The sequence below is a fragment of the Chitinophaga sp. genome, from assembly GCF_035538455.1.
GTDB lineage: Bacteria > Bacteroidota > Bacteroidia > Chitinophagales > Chitinophagaceae > Chitinophaga.
In genome coordinates, this window is sequence record NZ_DATLKJ010000276.1 from 40041 (window position 1) to 57519 (window position 17479).

14 protein-coding genes are annotated in these 17479 nt (G+C 46.3%); 3 read left to right on the top strand and 11 right to left on the bottom strand.

The window, feature by feature from the left end:
- Positions 1-370: 370 nt before the first annotated feature.
- Both VM802_RS31800 and hisS read left to right on the top strand, forming a co-directional pair.
- The gene (locus VM802_RS31800; RefSeq protein ID WP_325538528.1) at positions 371-805 is read left to right on the top strand and encodes a low molecular weight protein-tyrosine-phosphatase; all 435 of its coding nucleotides are present in this window, start codon (positions 371-373) and stop codon (positions 803-805) included.
- Between the two features lie 20 nt (positions 806-825).
- On the top strand, positions 826-2175 hold the full coding sequence (gene hisS, locus VM802_RS31805; protein WP_325538530.1) for a histidine--tRNA ligase: 1350 nt from the start codon (positions 826-828) through the stop codon (positions 2173-2175).
- A 67-nt stretch (positions 2176-2242) separates the two neighbouring features.
- Here the strand turns inward: hisS and VM802_RS31810 are convergent, their stop codons facing one another.
- From VM802_RS31810 to VM802_RS31830, 5 genes are all read right to left on the bottom strand, one after another.
- On the bottom strand, positions 2243-4345 hold the full coding sequence (locus tag VM802_RS31810) for a protein-disulfide reductase DsbD family protein (protein ID WP_325538532.1): 2103 nt from the start codon (positions 4343-4345) through the stop codon (positions 2243-2245).
- Positions 4346-4372: 27 nt separating this feature from the next.
- Positions 4373-4828, bottom strand: coding sequence for a protein-disulfide reductase DsbD domain-containing protein (locus VM802_RS31815; RefSeq protein WP_325538534.1), 456 nt, complete (start codon positions 4826-4828; stop codon positions 4373-4375).
- A gap of 38 nt (positions 4829-4866) precedes the next feature.
- Positions 4867-5559 (bottom strand): phosphoribosylformylglycinamidine synthase subunit PurQ, encoded by a 693-nt coding sequence (gene purQ / locus VM802_RS31820; protein ID WP_325538536.1) that lies wholly within the window; start codon positions 5557-5559, stop codon positions 4867-4869.
- Between the two features lie 214 nt (positions 5560-5773).
- The gene (locus VM802_RS31825) at positions 5774-6751 is read right to left on the bottom strand and encodes a hypothetical protein (RefSeq protein ID WP_325538538.1); all 978 of its coding nucleotides are present in this window, start codon (positions 6749-6751) and stop codon (positions 5774-5776) included.
- 15 nt (positions 6752-6766) lie between these two features.
- Positions 6767-8290, bottom strand: coding sequence for a hypothetical protein (locus tag VM802_RS31830; protein WP_325538540.1), 1524 nt, complete (start codon positions 8288-8290; stop codon positions 6767-6769).
- Positions 8291-8478: 188 nt separating this feature from the next.
- Here VM802_RS31830 and VM802_RS31835 point away from each other — a divergent pair, with 188 nt between their 5' ends.
- On the top strand, positions 8479-9393 hold the full coding sequence (locus VM802_RS31835) for a TIGR01777 family oxidoreductase (protein WP_325538542.1): 915 nt from the start codon (positions 8479-8481) through the stop codon (positions 9391-9393).
- Here VM802_RS31835 and VM802_RS31840 read toward each other — a convergent pair.
- The 6 genes from VM802_RS31840 to VM802_RS31865 form a co-directional block, all read right to left on the bottom strand.
- The gene (locus tag VM802_RS31840) at positions 9383-10642 is read right to left on the bottom strand and encodes an anthranilate synthase component I family protein (protein WP_325538544.1); all 1260 of its coding nucleotides are present in this window, start codon (positions 10640-10642) and stop codon (positions 9383-9385) included. The two genes, VM802_RS31835 and VM802_RS31840, sit on opposite strands and share 11 nt — an antisense overlap.
- A gap of 57 nt (positions 10643-10699) precedes the next feature.
- Positions 10700-11143, bottom strand: coding sequence for a hypothetical protein (locus VM802_RS31845; protein WP_325538546.1), 444 nt, complete (start codon positions 11141-11143; stop codon positions 10700-10702).
- Between the two features lie 92 nt (positions 11144-11235).
- Entirely contained in the window at positions 11236-12507 is a 1272-nt protein-coding gene (locus VM802_RS31850; protein ID WP_325538548.1) for an adenylosuccinate synthase, read from the bottom strand.
- Positions 12508-12781: 274 nt separating this feature from the next.
- Positions 12782-15025 carry a RelA/SpoT family protein gene (locus VM802_RS31855; RefSeq protein WP_325538550.1) on the bottom strand — a complete coding sequence of 748 codons (2244 nt, stop codon included), beginning with the start codon at positions 15023-15025 and terminating at the stop codon, positions 12782-12784.
- Between the two features lie 126 nt (positions 15026-15151).
- Positions 15152-15940 carry a response regulator transcription factor gene (locus VM802_RS31860; RefSeq protein WP_325538552.1) on the bottom strand — a complete coding sequence of 263 codons (789 nt, stop codon included), beginning with the start codon at positions 15938-15940 and terminating at the stop codon, positions 15152-15154.
- 102 nt (positions 15941-16042) lie between these two features.
- Positions 16043-17479, bottom strand: a complete 1437-nt coding sequence (locus VM802_RS31865) for an alpha-L-fucosidase (protein WP_325538554.1) — start codon at positions 17477-17479, stop codon at positions 16043-16045.

The following is a 17479-nucleotide window of genomic DNA, read 5'->3' on the forward strand; positions in this document are numbered from 1 at the left end:
TATCTGTTTTCCTGTCGTCTGTTTACTTGTTCGTCCTGCATTTCCGTGTTGCGAGTTACAATTATACAAAAAAATATTTTTTAATCTCGTATCTGAAATTTTAGAAGATTGTTAAAAAACATCCGGATAAACGGTTGCATTTGCTTCATCAGTCAGTATCTCCGGTATTTTTTCAACATATTTCTAAAAATTAATCTAAAAATTAATCATATCGTGTGGCATACGATTTATATCAGAAAATGTTGTGTGTTGGGCCAGTTAATCGTTTTATTAACACTTTTAACAACAATTAGCTGGATAAAGATGCAAATGAATGAACTTTTCCATATAATCTTGTAGGTTTGCGGGCTGATATTCAACTTTATTCAGCATGAAGATATTGATGGTATGTCTGGGCAACATCTGCCGCTCTCCGTTGGCAGAAGGCATTATGAGGCACCTGGCAGAAAAAAAGGGGCTGGACTGGGAAATTGATTCCGCCGGCACCGGCAGCTGGCACATCGGCGATCCACCGGATCATCGTTCCGTAAAAGAGGCCCACAGACAGGGCATCGATATCTCCGGCCTGCGTGGCAGGCAATTCCAGGTAAAGGATTTCGATACATTTGACCGCATCTATGTCATGGATCGCAGCAACTATGGCGATGTACTGAGAAAAGCCCGCGACGAGGCAGACAAAGCCAAAGTGCGTTTCCTCCTCCCTAATGAAGCGGAGGTACCTGATCCCTGGTATGATGACGCACTCTTTGCACCTGTATATAAACTGATTTACCAGGCATGTGAAAACATCGCCGATAAAGGATAAAAACTTTTAATTTTTTTGAAATGATAAAACCCGGCATACCTAAAGGCACCCGTGATTTTGGCCCTGTAGTGGTAAGAAAACGGAACTATATATTCCAGACCATCCGCGAAACATTCGAGGTATTTGGCTTCCAGCCGCTCGAAACTCCCGCAATGGAAAACTTATCCACACTCACTGGTAAATACGGCGAGGAAGGTGACAAACTGATGTTCAAAGTATTGAACAACGGCGAGATATTCACAGAAGCCCATGCTGCAAAAGATAATAAAGAACTCATATCTGCCATCACAGAGAAGGCTTTGCGATATGACCTCACCATCCCGTTCGCACGCTATGTAGTAATGAACCGCAACGATCTCGCGCTTCCCTTCAAACGCTACCAGATGCAGCCTGTGTGGCGCGCCGATAAGCCCCAGAAAAGCCGTTACCGTGAGTTCTACCAGTGCGATGCCGATGTGGTTGGCAGCAACTCCCTCATTAATGAAGTGGAACTGCTCCTTATATATGATACTGTGTTCACCAAACTCGGACTGGAAGGTTATGAGCTGCGCATCAACAACCGCAAGATCCTCAGCGGCCTCGCAGAAGTAATCGGCAAATCTGAGCTGCTCACTGACATCACTATTTCCATCGACAAACTCGATAAAATCGGCGCTGATGGTGTGCGCAAAGAGCTTCAGGAACGCGGCCTCACCAACGAGGATATTAACACCATAGAACAATTCCTCGCTATCGGCGGCACCAGTGAAGAGAAACTGGCCAAACTCAAAGACCTGCTGCAATCTTCTGCTACAGCGCTGAAGGGTATCGAGGAGCTGTCTTTCGTGCTCAACTCCGGCTACGGTAATTTCAACACTACCCCTGTAATAGATGTGACACTCGCACGCGGCCTCAATTACTACACCGGTATGATCGTAGAAGTGAAAGCGCCCGCCAAAGTGGCCATAGGCAGTATTGGCGGTGGCGGTAGGTATGATGATCTCACCGGCCTGTTCGGTCTTAAAGATATTTCCGGCGTAGGTATCTCCTTTGGCGTGGACCGCATTTATGATGTGCTCGAAGAGCTGCAACTGTTTCCTGAAGCCGCTCAGCAATCTACCCGTGTACTGTTTCTCAATCTTGGTGAAGCCAGTGCCCGCAGGGCTTTCAGTTACATGATGCAACTGCGCGCGAAAGGTATTGCTGCTGAGCTGTTCCATGAAAACAGCAAGATGGATAAACAAATGAAATACGCTGATAAAAGAGGTATCCCATATGTAGTGATCCTCGGCGAATCTGAATTGCAGGAAAATATGGTAAGTCTTAAAAACCTTACCAATGGCCAGCAAGAGAAGATTGGCGCTGATGCGCTGTTAGCATTCAGTTTCTAGTATCTGGTATAAAATAAAAACGGCTCCCATTTTATGATGAGAGCCGTTTTTATTTTAATGCGGATGTTTATTTCCCCTGTCTTTTTACAAATTCTTCTTTTGCACTTTCCAGGTATTTCACAAAAGCATCTACGTCTTCTTTAGGATCGTATCCGTAGCCTTTATTTACCAGCGGCTTACCTTCATGGTCTACCGGAATATAGTATGGCTGTGAATTACGGTTGAATCGCATCACTTCAATATCCTGGTTCTTCTGACCAACATTCTTCACTTTGCTGCCATCAAATTTGGAGACATATTGCTCTGCTTCAGGCAGTGATGTTTTCTCATCAGTGTACAGTGAAGCCACGATGAAATCATTACGCAGGATCTTCATCACAGCAGGATTGGACAACACCGATTTTTCAAATTTGCGGCAATTCACGCAGGTGTGCCCCGTAAAGTCGAGCATCAGAGGCTTACCGGATGCCTTGGCAGCTGCCAATGCTTCTTCATAATCAAAGAATACGTGCTCTACACCAGGGATCTCCGAATGTAAAATGTCCACCAGCTTTTTAGGCTTTATCATGGTAGTATTACCACTACCTGTACTTCCGCTGCCAGCACCACTTTCCAGGGATGCCTGTATATCTGTGAGTGATTTGTTCAGGTTAAAGTCCTGTGAACCTTCATGCGGCAGGAATCCGCTGATCCCTTTCAATGGAGCCCCCCACATGCCGGGTAACATATAGATTACGAAAGTGAAGGTAACAATAGCAAAGCAAAGACGTGTAACAGAAAGAAACGGGACATCGCTGTCATGGCTGAATTTCAGCTTTCCGATCAGGTACAGTGTCAGCAATGCGAAGATAGCAATCCACAGTGCCAGGAAGATTTCTCTGTCGAGCAGGTTCCAGTGATAAGCCATATCCACGTTGGAGAAGAACTTCAAGGCAAGTGCCAGTTCGAGAAAGCCGAGCGTTACTTTCACAGCGTTGAGCCATCCGCCTGCCTTTCCGATCTTATTCAACATACTGGGGAACAGTGCGAAGAGCGAGAACGGAATAGCCAGTGCCAGCGAGAAACCGAACATCCCGACCAATGGCCCGGTGTTACCTCCTCTTGCAGCCAGTACCAGCAGGTTGCCCAGGATTGGACCAGTGCAGGAGAAAGATACAATAGCCAGCGTAAGCGCCATGAAGAAGATGCCTAACATGCTGCCCATGCCTGCTTTTGAATCGGATACATTAGCCCAGGAACTTGGCAGATTGATCTCAAACGCGCCCAGGAAGGAAAACCCGAACAACACGAAGATCACAAAGAATATCATGTTGGCAATGCCATTACTGGCAAGGGCATTCAGTGCGCTGGCGCCAAATATCTTTGTAATGAGGAAACCCAGGAAAGTATAAATAAGGATGATGGAAACAGAATATGTGAAGGCGTTTCTGATCCCCTGTGCCCTTGTCTGGCTTCGTTTTGTGAAGAAGCTCACCGTAATGGGTATCATGGAGAATACGCATGGGGTGATCAGCGCAATGAAGCCACCGCCAAAACTCGCTAAGAATATCCACCAGAGTGATTTGTTGGAGGCGTCATCATCAGCCACATCTTTACCGGCCGTTACATCAGCCGCTGTGGCCTTATCTGCAGGGGCGGCACCCAGCTCCACGCTGAATTTTTCATCCTCCTGCACTACTTCCCCACCTTTCAGCGCCATATAAGAAACGGCGCCGGTGAGTTTCCCGGCAGGACCATGTAACTTTACGTCTGCCAGTAGTTCTACTTCGTTTTCGAAATATTTGATGTCCAGGTTATCGAAGAGCGGCTCTTTCCTGGTTTCCAGCTTACCCTGCTCTGTAATACCCGCCAGGGTAGCCTTTATGCTACTGTCGAGTACTACTCTTGTATGCGGGTCATCCTCGCCCATTGTAGTGGAGAAAAGGGCATAGCCTTTATCCACAGTACCTTTCAGATGCAGCACATATTCCTGGTCACCTTTCTTCTCAGCTGAAAACTGCCATTTCACCGGCTTTGGGCTTTGTTCCTGCGCGTCTGCCCGAAAGGCAAACAGGGTCAGGAACGGTATCAGAAATGAAAGCAATTGCTTCATATAGTCAATAGGCTTTAAATAATATACAATAGGATAAACAACAACGAGTTCCTGTTTGGAGGAACTCGTCTGTTGCATAATGTATCGTTGTAAACCGGGTACAAATTATTTTCCCCCCACAGCGATGGCAAACTCCTGCTCTTTGGGAGGCAGGCACTGATGATCATCGCAAACCATGAACTCAACACTGCCTTTCACTTTCGTGGCAGCCTTTCCTTTCACAGTAACCTTCTGTACAAAATCAACGGATTTTTCGTAGTATTTGAGCTCAGTATTGAAGTTCTTATCGAAAGACTTATGCAGTTTACCTACTTCTACTACTTTACCGGAGGTCACTGCCAGCGGATTTTTAGCGAATTTGAAAGTAGTGGGAACCGGACCTTCTCCAGTTTCCTGTGCATACAGGTGCCAACCGGCATCAATAGTTGCAGTTGCGTGTACCTCGTAAGTCGTAGCATCTACTTTCCTGGAGGAAAAGCTCCATTTGACCGGATTTTCGATCTGTGCACTTGCCAGTAATGGCAAAGCGAACAGCGCCAATGCTGTGAATAATCTTTTCATTCTTTTCTTTTTAATTGGTTGGTTGATTTAAACTAAAACTAATTATTATTGATGAGACTCTGAATGATCAGCTGTCCGTCAGTGTTTCCGAGCGCGAGGCTGGTAGCTCTTTCAGGATGCGGCATCATTCCGAATACATTTCTTTCTTTATTGCAGATACCGGCGATATTACGAAGGGCGCCGTTATGGTTGGCTGCATCAGTGATGTTACCAAATTCATCGCAATAGCGGAAGAGCACCTGGTTGTTCCTTACCAGTTCATCCAGGGTAGCTTCGTCAGCATAGTAACGTCCTTCGCCATGTGCGATGGGTATCATCAATGGCCTGCCGGTCACGTCTTTAGTGAGGGAGGCTACAGTATTTTCACTTTTCAGGTAAATATTCTTGCAGATGAACTGCTGGTTCTGGTTGCGCAGTAATACACCTGGCAGCAGACCGGCTTCGCACAGAACCTGGAAACCGTTGCACACGCCTATTACACGACCACCCTTGTTGGCAAATTCGATCACGCTCTGCATCATCGGGCTGAATCTCGCGATAGCACCACAACGCAGGTAATCACCATAGGAGAACCCTCCGGGTAATACGATACAATCCTTTGTGCTGAATGCGCTCAGGTCTTTATCTTTATGCCACAGTTCTATAACTTCCTGCCCCAGGTCATTACGCAGGGAATCAATCATATCATGATCACAGTTAGAACCCGGAAAGGTGACAACACCAAATTTCATCTGAAAATGTTTTGTGTTTTTATGTAAATAAAGGACAAAAGTACTTCTCCCATCGCAATTTTCCATTGCCGCTCATCCGGATTTAACAAAATACTGTAAACCAAGCGGTTTTAGGATTTATTTATTTTAATATTTCTTTATTTAAACGCAGAAGTCAGCAAATTCCTTTCTTCGTTAAATAAAAAAATATCAACATAAATACATTTCAGCATAGTTAGCTGAAATACTGCATAACGATAACGTAGGCCAGTGTTATGAAGTGGATCACGTTGGCAAATGTTTCATTGGTGACAGACCAGAAAACATTACCGGCAAACATCGCTACAGGTAATACGGCGAGCACCCAGTATGCGGGGGAAAAATGTGTGTTAAAGAAAGGTACCAGCATGGCCACCAGTACGAAAATGATTAGTGCCGCCCATATCTTACGCCCCTGTATCAGCATCTTCTTCAGCGGGCGCTGCAACAGGAGCCAGCCGATCACGAAGAACAATACACAGGCTATCATAGCGCCCCATACCTTATAATCTGTAATCAAAGGCAGAGAGAATCCTATATTCGGAATCCTGCGCAACAACGCGATCTGGTTAGTAAGGAACAGGTAAGTACCGGTAAGATAAAGGGGGCATATCAACCCCATAATTGCTATGATCCATTCTGCCAGGCGGAAAGCCCGCATAATCAGCATGCTCACCAGCAATAACAGACAGAAAATGATCGAAGGAAAATAAAACAGGCCGCACACACCCAGGGCAAACCCGATATTGAAAACCACATCACGTGCAGAAGTACGTGTATACAACTCCGTTATACTTGCGAACACCCACAACATAATGAGGTTTACAAACAGCGCCGGAGAAAAGGTGTTCCAGCTTTGCAACATGGAAGTGAAAAGCAGGAAGCACATAGCCGGCAGATAGGTGGGTTTCGGAAACAGGCGGTGATGGTTAATAATCCGTGTAAATAACAGCGATTGCAGGAACATGATCATCACCGCAATGGAGGTATAGAAAAACGGGCTGTCGCCTACAAAACCGTGCAGCCATTTCACCATCAGATCATACAATACGCCGCCTGACCCATCTGCTACATATGTAGCGGGATGCAACAGATAGTAAAATTTAATTACCAGGGTGTATATCAACAACAGCAATACGGTAAGCGGATTGCCGGAACGGAAATATTTTATCACAGTGCAAAGGTGTGATTAAAAGTCTACTTTAGCAAAGCAAATATAGTTCCTGTAAATACATGGTACAAGCACAGAACGGCTGCTGATCTGTTTTCCATATCTCGGCATCCATGTAAAGCCTTTGTCCTGATTACGCATAGTAGGCATCCGGGTTATTTTTCCACCAGGCGCCAGGCTCGCATCTGTGACCAGGTAATTCCTGCGGTCCAGTTCATTGTACAGGAAACGCAGTTCACTGCCGATGTTCACCATCAGATAGGACAGATAGAGATCTGCATTGTCATCATACTGGCTCTTGCGGATGAAGTTACTCCATTGCATGTTGCCTTCTTCATCAAAAGAAAGTACAGCCACATTATCATAATGATAGCGCACACCCTGTGAATTATTCCAGTACCAGGGGTTGTAATACCAGGGAGAATAAGGAGAGTAATAGTAAGGGGTATAGAAGCCGCTGTAAGGGCTGCCATACATATAGTTCCAGCGGTTCCAGGGCTGGTAGCGGGAAGACGTATAAAATGATTCTGCTGTAAGCAGGAAACCGCCGTTGTTGGTATTGATGATCCGGCGGATAAAGTAGTCGTTGAAAGCGCTGTTGGTGTTGGACTCCCCACGTGCATTCAGTTTCAGCTCATTGGAAAAGACCAGCGTTTTCTCGTATATGGGTTTATTCCCGTTGTAATCAAATTTGTAGAGGTACATGCCTTCCACATTACCCCGCTTCTGTTTATAATAAAAAGCAGTAATCAGTGCTGTGTGTCTGTTGTTGTCCAGTTTCATTTTCACCTCATCCAGCAGTTGGGATCTGAACTGTAGGGGAGATACTTCAAAGCTGTCTACCAGCGCACGTTTGATCACCATATTACCATTCACTACATAGTCGCGGTTGGAGGTGCGTTCCAGTTTGTTGAACAGGAGATCCCCCTCATTGCTGAGATTGAAATTGCTGAGAAACTGTTTCCTCCCCTGCATCGGAAGCGCGAGGCGGCTGTTGTTCACCAGGCTCATGGCGCTGTCGTACAGGAAGGTGTAGAATACATTGTTATCTTCCTTATCCTGATTTATTTTATACACCAGGATCCTGTTTTTATCTTCAGATATTTCTACGGAATATACTTTGTTCTCCTTGGTATACAGCCCGATGCGGGTAGAATCGATCATCAGCGGGGCATCGTTGAATTTCGCATCAGGAGTCATGGTAGCACAGAAACTGTATACGGCATCCTTGCGCTGGAACTGATAGATCATCAGTATCTTGTTCTGATACGCTACGAAATCCATGCTGATCACTTTCTTGGGCAGAAAGTCGAGTTTTACGCGGTTTTTCAGCTGCATTTCATTGTCATATACCGAAACGGCGTAGTCCCCCCGGTCAGCCTTGTACACAAGTATATTACCGGCCACTCTACCGATAATCTCAAACTCAGTGCTTTTGTAATCATCCTTTTCTGGTTCGGAATAGGATACCTTCTGTGCCATAGCTGCAGTGCCGGCAAGCAGCAGCAACAAAAACAGTTGTATGCGGTATAGCGTATGCATGCTGTAGTGATGTTTCTAATAAGTGGATTAAGTTGGGATGCTTTAAGCACATCAGTTTCAAACTTACACTAAAAATCAGAATTTAATAAGTCAAATTCATGATATAATATGCGTTTATACTTAAATACCAAAAGGAGGTATTTATTGTGTATTTTTAAGAAATTTTTTACTAAAGTAGTTATTACTGAATGGAGAGCGTTATTATAACCGGAGGAACAGGATTGATTGGCACCGCATTGACCCGCTTATTGCTGGATCGCGGATATAAAGTGATCGTCCTTACCCGGCGCGCTGAAAAAGGAACCAACCCTTCCGTTACCTATGCCCATTGGGATATTGAACAGCAAACCATAGATATTGAGGCAATTCAACGGGCCGATTATATTATTCACCTGGCGGGCGCCAATGTAGGCGAAAAACGCTGGACTACTTCAAGAAAACAAGAGATCCTGGAAAGCCGTACCAGAAGCAGTGTACTGCTTTACAAAGCATTACAGGAAAACCCCAATAAAGTTAAAAAGGTGATCAGTGCCTCCGCCACAGGCTTTTATGGCGAATATACCGGTCACACCTTCACTGAGACGGACCTTCCGGCAAATGATTATCTTGCCAATACAGTAGTAGCCTGGGAAAAGAGCATTTCGCAGGTGACCTCACTGGGTAAGAAACTGGTCATCTTCCGCACGGGCATTGCCCTTAGCCGTGATGGCGGCGCCTTGAAGGAATTCTACAAGCCCCTCCGCTTCGGATTTGCTACCATACTGGGTTCCGGCGACCAGTACATCAGCTGGATACACCTACAGGACCTGGTAAGATTATATTTCAATGCTATTGTAAACGATCAGCTGGAAGGCGTTTATAATGCTGTGGCCCCCAAACCGGTACGGCACAAAGAGCTGGTGCTCAGCATGGCAAAGGCAGCTAAAGGGAATAGCTATGTTACCAGTTATGTACCAGCTTTTGCACTGAAACTGGCACTTGGTGAAATGAGTGTTGAAGTTCTGAAGAGTGTATATGTATCAAGCCAGAAAATACAGGATACCGGCTTCCAGTTTTCCTACCCCACCATTACAGAAGCGATGGAGCAACTTTTTAGCAAGTAATTGTTTTGGTCATGGCATCCGCTTTCAACAAGCATTCTTCCCATTCTTTCTCCGGGTCGCTGTAGAAGGTGATAGCAGAACCTGTCTGGAAGGACAAGTAGTTATCTGATGCGTTATATAGTATACTGCGGATCACTACATTGAAATCGAAATCGCCCTCAGGGGTGATATATCCTACTGCACCAGAGTAAAGCCCGCGGCGGGTGTGCTCATACTCCTCTATCAACTCCATTACCCTGATCTTGGGGGCGCCTGTCATGGAGCCCATCGGGAAAGCGTTGCTGATCACTGAAGTGAAGGGCGTTTGCGATGATACCTGTGCAGATATAGTGGAGATCATATGATGTACCTGGGCGAAAGAATAAATACCACAAAGCTCTGTTACATGTACACTTCCGCGCACAGCAGTGTGCGACAGATCATTCCTCACGAGGTCTACCACCATGATATTTTCCGCGCGCTCTTTGGGGCTATGATACAGTTGATCGCGGAGCAGCTGATCTGTGGCCGGATCGGAATCTTTGCGGCTCGTACCTTTTATAGGCTGGGAAATAACCGTCTGTCCGCGTTTCTGGAGAAAACGTTCCGGGCTGGAACACGCGAGGTAGCGGTGAGCCAGTTTGTAATATGCAGCAAAAGGCGCCGGCGACAACGCATTCAACTGCGAGTATAACGCAGGTGCATACACGCCGGAAGCTTCCATGTAATTTTCACGACAGAAATTCACTTCGTAACAGTCACCACGACGAATATGCTGCTGCAGATCTTTCACAGCACGGATATAGGCGCCGTGATCCAGCCTGGCATGTAAAGGGTGTAATACGGGTGCGGCTGGCGTGATAACGGCAACGGGCATACGAAGGCAATCCCTGAAAACGGTAAGGGCCTCGTCCTGACTCAGGTTGATGCCACCGATATGTACCTGCTGCTGCCGCAGGAACATGACGATGCGGGGCCTGAAGAAGCTCATATCCGGGAAGCCGATACCATCGTGGTTATCAGAGCGGAGTCCGGGAATGGTCTCATTTTTCAGGTCGTAGGCAAGGTGTCCGAAGAGCCAGTCCTGCTGTGTTTGATGGAAATGGAGCAGGGCATCAAAAGCCTTGCCCGCAGGTAATTCCAGTACATCGATTGCATCAGCGGCGAGCAATGCTTCATACTGGTGACAGGCCGAGGGATAATTATTATTGTCCAATAAACAACAAATGTTGAACTGGTTGCCCCAATTCAACATTTGTTGTTTAAACATCCGGTTATCGTCAACCGGGAATGTGTGAAATATCCTGATGGTAATCGCTTTTACAACTTAAAAATCATCATCCTCATCATCAAAGCGGTCGTTGAACAAGTCCATGTCCTTGAATTCATCGTCCAGGCCCAGGTCATCGTCCTCGTCCTTTTTAGAGCTTGGGCGACCACGCTTGCCTTTGGATTTAGGCATGTCAAATTCTTCAAAGTCAGGATCATAGTTGTCCTCCTCTTCTCCCTTCTCCCATGCATCATCCACGTCACTATCAAAATCATCGTCATCGTCGTCATCCTCGTCATCATCTTTGCGCTTGGATTTAGAAGCTGGCTTATCTGATTTTTTTGAGGGTGCTTTAGAAGAGGTTGTCTCTTCATCCTCATCCTCATCGTCATCATCATCCACCTCTTTCTTAGGCTTTGCTTCAGCTTTGGGAGTGCCTTTTGAAGTCTTAGGAGAAGTAGTTTTTTTCGTCTCTTTCTCTTTATCAGATTTTGATTTCATAATAGGTTCACTTATTTCTTTGCCGTAAAGTTTTAATAGTTTTTTTTATTAGCCAAATTTTTTTTGCCGTTTTTTTTGCGTAATTTTTAGAATTACTGCTCGAGGATATGATCGCGTCCAGGCCCGTTGGAAACGTATTTCACGGGAACACCGAGATATTTATCTACTGCTGAAACAAAGTCTTTCATCTCTGCTGGTAACTCATTGAACTCCTTGCATGTAGCTGTTTTTTCGGACCAACCTTTGAAGGTTTTCCACACCGGTTTTATATCCAGTCCGTTGAGCTGGAACGGGAGTTGTTCTGTTTGTTTGCCATTGATTTCATAGGCAGTACACGCAAGTACTTCATCAAATTCATCAAGTACGTCGCTTTTGGTCATTACCAGCTGGGTTACACCACTCAGCATGCAGGTATAGTTCAGTGCAACCAGGTCAATCCAGCCACAGCGACGGGGACGGCCGGTTACTGCGCCAAACTCATGGCCAGCCACACGCAGTTTTTCGCCGGTGGCATCATGCAGTTCTGTCGGGAACGGACCACTGCCAACGCGGGTACAGTAAGCCTTTGTTACACCAATCACTTCTTTGATCCACTGCGGTGCAATGCCCAGACCGGTACATACGCCTGCAGAAATAGTGTTGGAGGAAGTGACAAACGGATATGTTCCGAAATCAACGTCCAGCATGCTTCCCTGAGCGCCTTCCGCCAGTACTTTCTGACCGGCTTTCAGTTTTTCGTTCAGGAAGTATTCGCCGCTTACCACATTCATCTTTTTGAGGAAGGGGATCGCTTCAAAAAACTCAGCTTCCCATGCAGCAATATCTTCTGTGAAATCGCCGCCGTCGTATTGGGACAACAGTTGCAGATGCTTCTGTTTCAGCTTTTCATACAGTGATTTGAAATCAGGCGACAGCACATCTCCTACGCGGAGACCGTTTCTGCCGGTCTTGTCCATGTAAGCGGGGCCAATGCCTTTAAGGGTAGAACCAATCTTGTCATTACCTTTGGACAGCTCAGAAGCCTTATCCAGCGCACGGTGTGTAGGAACGATGATATGCGTTTTTTCCGCAATGAAGAGGTTTTTTGTCAGGTCAATACCAAGAGCAGCGATCTCTTCGCTTTCTTTCTTGAAGGCTACGGGGTCCAACACCACGCCATTACCAATGAGGTTAATGGTCTTTTCATGGAACACACCAGAAGGAATGGTGCGCAATACTACTTTCTGACCGTTCACATAAAGGGTATGACCCGCATTCGGCCCGCCCTGGAAACGGGCAATCACGTCGTACCTTCCGGCAAAATAGTCCACAATTTTACCTTTACCTTCGTCGCCCCATTGCAGGCCTAACAAAACGTCTACCATAATGATTTAAGTTAATTATCGGAGGTTGTTGCTTTAAAAGAAGTGGCAAAATTACGCTGAATTATAACAAAATCAAACTGTGATTAATTATGATGGATCTGATTATCCCGATTACAAGTATTGTGAATTTATGAAAAATAAAAGACTGTTTTTCTTAAATGATAAAAAGAAGAAACCCGTTCAGCGGTTAACACCAGACGGGTTTCTTCCTTTATCTTTCAAAAATTCAAATAATATCCTTCAGGATAATCACAAAAATCATCGGTAATCACAGTCAGGATTCTTCCAGGCGCTGCACAGATTGAATACCCTCCAGCCTTTTAAGTCTTTCTACCAGCTCATCCAGCTCTTCCTTATCATGTACATATACCTTGATCAACCCTTCAAATAAGCCTTCCTTGGACTCAATGCTGAGAGCGGAGATGTTTATTTTCAGTTCGCCGGAAATGATATTAGTGATCTTGTGGATAACACCCACATCGTCCATTCCCACAATACGAAGCCCTGTGAGGAAGGATATCTCGCGGTTTTTCACCCACTTGGTCTTCACTACACGGTGGCCATAATTAGCCAGCAGCTGAGCTGCGTTGGGGCAATTGGTACGGTGTATCTTCAGGCCTTCGCTGGCGGTAATGAACCCAAATACGTCGTCACCAGGAATAGGACGGCAGCAGTTGGCCAGCTTGTAGGCGATCCTATCGGAGCTTTCACCAAAGATGATCAGTTCCGCATCTTTCTTGGATGGCAGCTGGTGCTTTACATGCTCTTCAGATACATGCTCAGGCGGCTTCACCGGCTTGGGTGGCTCCAGCTTGTCGCCCAGTACAGTAAACTGTTTCAGCTCCTTCAGGTCGATATTCTTCACCGCTATCTGGTAATACAGATCAAGCGGAGATGGCTGCTTATAGAATTGCACCAGCTCATTGATGTTATGCTGGCTGGCGCTGATTTTCAAGTGATCGAGCTTACGTTCCAAGGTTGCCTTCCCATCCATGGCCACTTTGCGCTTCTCTTCCTTCAGCGCGTCCTTGATCTTGGATTTGGCTTTAGCAGTGAGCACAAAGTTGAGCCAATCTTCTGAAGGCTTCTGTTTATTGGAGGTAATGATCTCCACCTGGTCCCCGCTGCGCAGCTTATGACTGAGCGGCACCAGCTTATAATTTACCTTGGCGCCTATACACTTGTTGCCCACGGCACTATGTATGGAGTAGGCAAAATCAAGTGCAGTGGAGTTTACCGGTAATATTTTGAGATCGCCCTTGGGCGTGTATACATAGATTTCTTCTGTAAAGAGGTTGCTCTTGAAATCAGCCAGGAAGTCCATAGTATTGGAATCCGGGTTGTTCAGGATTTCCCTGATCTGGGTGAACCACTGATCAAATTTGGATTCCTGCTGAAGGTTTGCATTCCCTTCTTTGTAGCGCCAGTGGGCGGCTACACCTTTTTCCGCGTAGTCGTTCATGCGCTTGGAGCGGATCTGTACTTCCACCCATTTACCGCCAGGCCCCATTACCGTTACGTGCAAAGCCTCGTAACCATTGGATTTGGGATTGCTGAGCCAGTCTCGCGTACGTTCAGGGCTGGGGTGATAAAAGTCGGTGATGATGGAATACACCTTCCAGCAATCTGCTTTCTCTTTATCAGCAGGCGAATCCAGGATAATACGGATGGCGAACAGATCATATACTTCTTCAAAGGCTACGCCTTTGGTTTTGATCTTGTTATGGATGGAGTGAATAGATTTCGGACGTCCGAAGATCTCAAATTCAAGTCCTTCTTCCTGTAGTACCTCCTTGATTGGCTTGATAAACTCATTGATATAGCGTGTACGCTCACGCTTTGTTTCCTTCAGACGCCTGGCTATTTCACGGTAGGTTTGTTGCTCCGTGTATTTCATGGCCAGGTCTTCCATTTCGGACTTAATATTATACAGCCCGAGGCGATGCGCCAGCGGCGCATAGATGAACACTGTTTCAGAGGCGATCTTCAGCTGCTTTTCACGGCTCATGCTATCGAGTGTACGCATGTTGTGCAACCTGTCTGCCAGTTTGATGAGGATCACCCTGGGGTCATCAGCCAGTGTAAGGAGGATTTTTTTGAAGTTCTCTGCCTGGGCAGAGCTGGTACCGGAATCTATTACGGTGGATATCTTAGTGAGGCCATCTACGATATGGGCGATTTCATTACCGAACTCGCGGGCAATATCTTCAAGGGTTACCTCTGTATCTTCCACAGTGTCATGCAACAGGGCACAAATGGCTGAACGCACACCGAGCCCGATCTCCTCGACGCATATCTGCGCCACAGCCAGCGGGTGCAGGATATAAGGCTCACCAGACTTACGGCGCATTTCCTTATGAGCATCCGCTGCCATTTCGAAAGCAGTACGAACCAGTTCCCTGTCACCCTTTTTTAAACGGGGTTTTAACGCCCTCAGTAAAGCGCGGTAATGGCGGACTATTTCCTTCTTTTCCTGCTCTTCGTCTAAATTATATTTTTGAACTACCACTGTATCCATTGTGGCTAAAGTTACGATTTAATATAATCTGAAAGAAACAGAGAACGGAAATGCCCGGCAGGCAAATAAAAAAAGCATGCCGGACCTTGTAAGATCCGGCTCTGCTCAGATATGAGGGAAAAAAATCTACTTAATACAATTGGTTAGTGGAATGGCCACCTTCTCAATACGCATACCCTGTGGTGCATTGAGCCGCATGCCTACGTTAAAGATGGTTTCGAGGGAAAGCGAAGGTACCACTCCCAGCAGCCGTCTCACCCGGCCCATATACACATCCATACAGCGGGAGGTATGAAAATCATCTTTTCCCCACAGCTTCATCAACAGCTCGTCCTTTTTAATGATCAGGTCAGGACGGCTGAGGAAATAACGGATGATCCTGGCCTCCAGGGGAGAAATCGTTTTGATGATTTCGTTGGTATACCGGTTGGTTATTTTCAGTTTCCTGTAATGAAAGATAAAATCACCCACTTCATGGCCAATAAGCAATTCAGATTTCAGTGGTCTTGTCCATTTGAGGAATACCCGGATGCGGCGTTGCAGCTCCGGTAAACTTAAAGGCTTTACGAGGTAACCGTCGGCACCAACTTTAAAGCCGCCGATGCGGTCGCCATCCATAGTTTTTTCACCAGAGAGAAAGAAAATCGGAACTAATGTGTTCTTCTTACGTATTTCCTGTGCCAGCTGAAAGCCGTTCATCTTCGGCATCACAATGTCCACCAGACACATATCATAATTTTTTTTCTGAAACTGCTGCCATGCCTTCTCACCGTTATCGCAATGTTCCACACGATATCCTACTCCTTCGAGGTTTCTTTTCAGCATGCCGGCAAATACGCTGTCATCATCTACCAGCAAAATTTTTGGGTTTTTGTTGAGGGCTGTCGTTTTTTCCAGGTTTAGATTTGTTTCCATAGATTACCTTTTTGAAACGTTCCCCTATATAACCAAAAAGAAACCGCGGCGGGGTAGCCACGGTTTCAATTTTTATTTATTCACTGTAAATTCACACAATACTCACATGTTTTCCACATTTGAAATTCGTATAGCCACGGCATGCTGAAACCCTTTCTGTCGCAGCGATTCAGGAATCTTTACCTCCACTCCCGAAACATTAGTTTTCCACACCAGATTATCCTTCGCTCCTAACATCTGCAAACGGGCGCCGCGGGCAGGCTTCAGTCCATTGAATGAAATAGTAGCCGGCAACTGCTCATGCTCATCCAACAGATAAATAGCGTACACGCTACCATCCTTCTTCCGGGTGAAACATACCTTACCATCTTTGTAAGGCGCTACTGCACGGGTACCATAGATCGCATCACTGTTCACCTGCATCCAGGCGCCAATGCCTTTCATCGTGGTGTAAGCCGCTTCATGCAACTCACCATCAGGCCCCGGACCTACATTCAGCAGGTAGTTACCGCCTTTGGCCACAATATCCACCAGGTTGTGGATAAGTGTATTTACACTCTTGTATTTATCATTAGGTACGTAAGACCATGAGCCGCCCATCGTCATGCAGGTTTCCCAGGGATAGTCCAGCGGCTTCGCCGGGATCTCCTGCTCAGGAGTGCGGTAATTCTCAAACGGTCCATGCACACTGCGGTCCACTACGATTAATCCGGGCTGATGGCTCCTGGCCATCGATGCAATGCGTGCCATATCGATATCCTGGTCCTGTGGTAACGTTTTGCTCCATGACAATGACTCCTTCGTCTGCTGTTTCAGCGGGCGTACCCAGCCACCATCCAGCCACAGAATCTCCAGCTTGCCATAACCAGTCATCAGTTCTTCGATCTGGTTATATGTATATTGTTTAAACTGATTCCATCTCTCCGGATATTTCTTTACATCATAATTCACATTCCGGTCGCGGGGCGGGAAGTAATTCCACCAGTAGGCATCTGAGTGCCAGTCGGGCTTTGAAAAATAAGCACCGGCATGAATGCCTTCCTTACGGAACGCCTCAAACACTTCCTTTGCAATATTAGCGCGTTGATTGCTGCTGAATGCCACGCCAGGCGCGGTTACGCGGTAATCGGTCTGCTTCGTATCGAACATGCAGTAGCCGTCATGATGCTTGGTGGTAAACACCATATACTTCATACCTGCCTCCCTGGCTGCTTTAGCCCACTTCTCAGGAACAAAGCGAACCGGGTTGAATGTTTTCCCCAATGCTTCATACTTCTGCAGATATTCGAAGTAAGGTATCTTCGGATTACGGGCCGTCCACCCCTCATCTTCCGGGCAGATACTCCACGATTCCACCACTCCCCACTGGGAATAAGGCCCCCAGTGAATAATCATACCAAACTTCCAGTCCTGCCACTCATCCAGCTTCTGCAAAACAGCCTTGTCAGTTTCAGGTACGTAGGGACTTTCTTTTTCCTGCGCACTGGCCGCAACGCTGAACGCTAATGCGCATCCCAGTGCCATCCATAATTTTCGCAT

Coding starts and splice junctions, on each gene's coding strand:
- VM802_RS31860 (WP_325538552.1), bottom strand. CDS start 15,940: ATGGAAACAAATCTAAACCTGGAAAAAACGACAGCCCTCAACAAAAAC.
- VM802_RS31835 (WP_325538542.1), top strand. CDS start 8,479: ATGGAGAGCGTTATTATAACCGGAGGAACAGGATTGATTGGCACCGCA.
- purQ (WP_325538536.1), bottom strand. CDS start 5,559: ATGAAATTTGGTGTTGTCACCTTTCCGGGTTCTAACTGTGATCATGAT.
- VM802_RS31840 (WP_325538544.1), bottom strand. CDS start 10,642: ATGTTTAAACAACAAATGTTGAATTGGGGCAACCAGTTCAACATTTGT.
- VM802_RS31850 (WP_325538548.1), bottom strand. CDS start 12,507: ATGGTAGACGTTTTGTTAGGCCTGCAATGGGGCGACGAAGGTAAAGGT.
- VM802_RS31830 (WP_325538540.1), bottom strand. CDS start 8,290: ATGCATACGCTATACCGCATACAACTGTTTTTGTTGCTGCTGCTTGCC.
- hisS (WP_325538530.1), top strand. CDS start 826: ATGATAAAACCCGGCATACCTAAAGGCACCCGTGATTTTGGCCCTGTA.
- VM802_RS31865 (WP_325538554.1), bottom strand. CDS start 17,479: ATGCGAAAATTATGGATGGCACTGGGATGCGCATTAGCGTTCAGCGTT.
- VM802_RS31810 (WP_325538532.1), bottom strand. CDS start 4,345: ATGCAACAGACGAGTTCCTCCAAACAGGAACTCGTTGTTGTTTATCCT.
- VM802_RS31815 (WP_325538534.1), bottom strand. CDS start 4,828: ATGAAAAGATTATTCACAGCATTGGCGCTGTTCGCTTTGCCATTACTG.
- VM802_RS31855 (WP_325538550.1), bottom strand. CDS start 15,025: ATGGATACAGTGGTAGTTCAAAAATATAATTTAGACGAAGAGCAGGAA.
- VM802_RS31845 (WP_325538546.1), bottom strand. CDS start 11,143: ATGAAATCAAAATCTGATAAAGAGAAAGAGACGAAAAAAACTACTTCT.
- VM802_RS31800 (WP_325538528.1), top strand. CDS start 371: ATGAAGATATTGATGGTATGTCTGGGCAACATCTGCCGCTCTCCGTTG.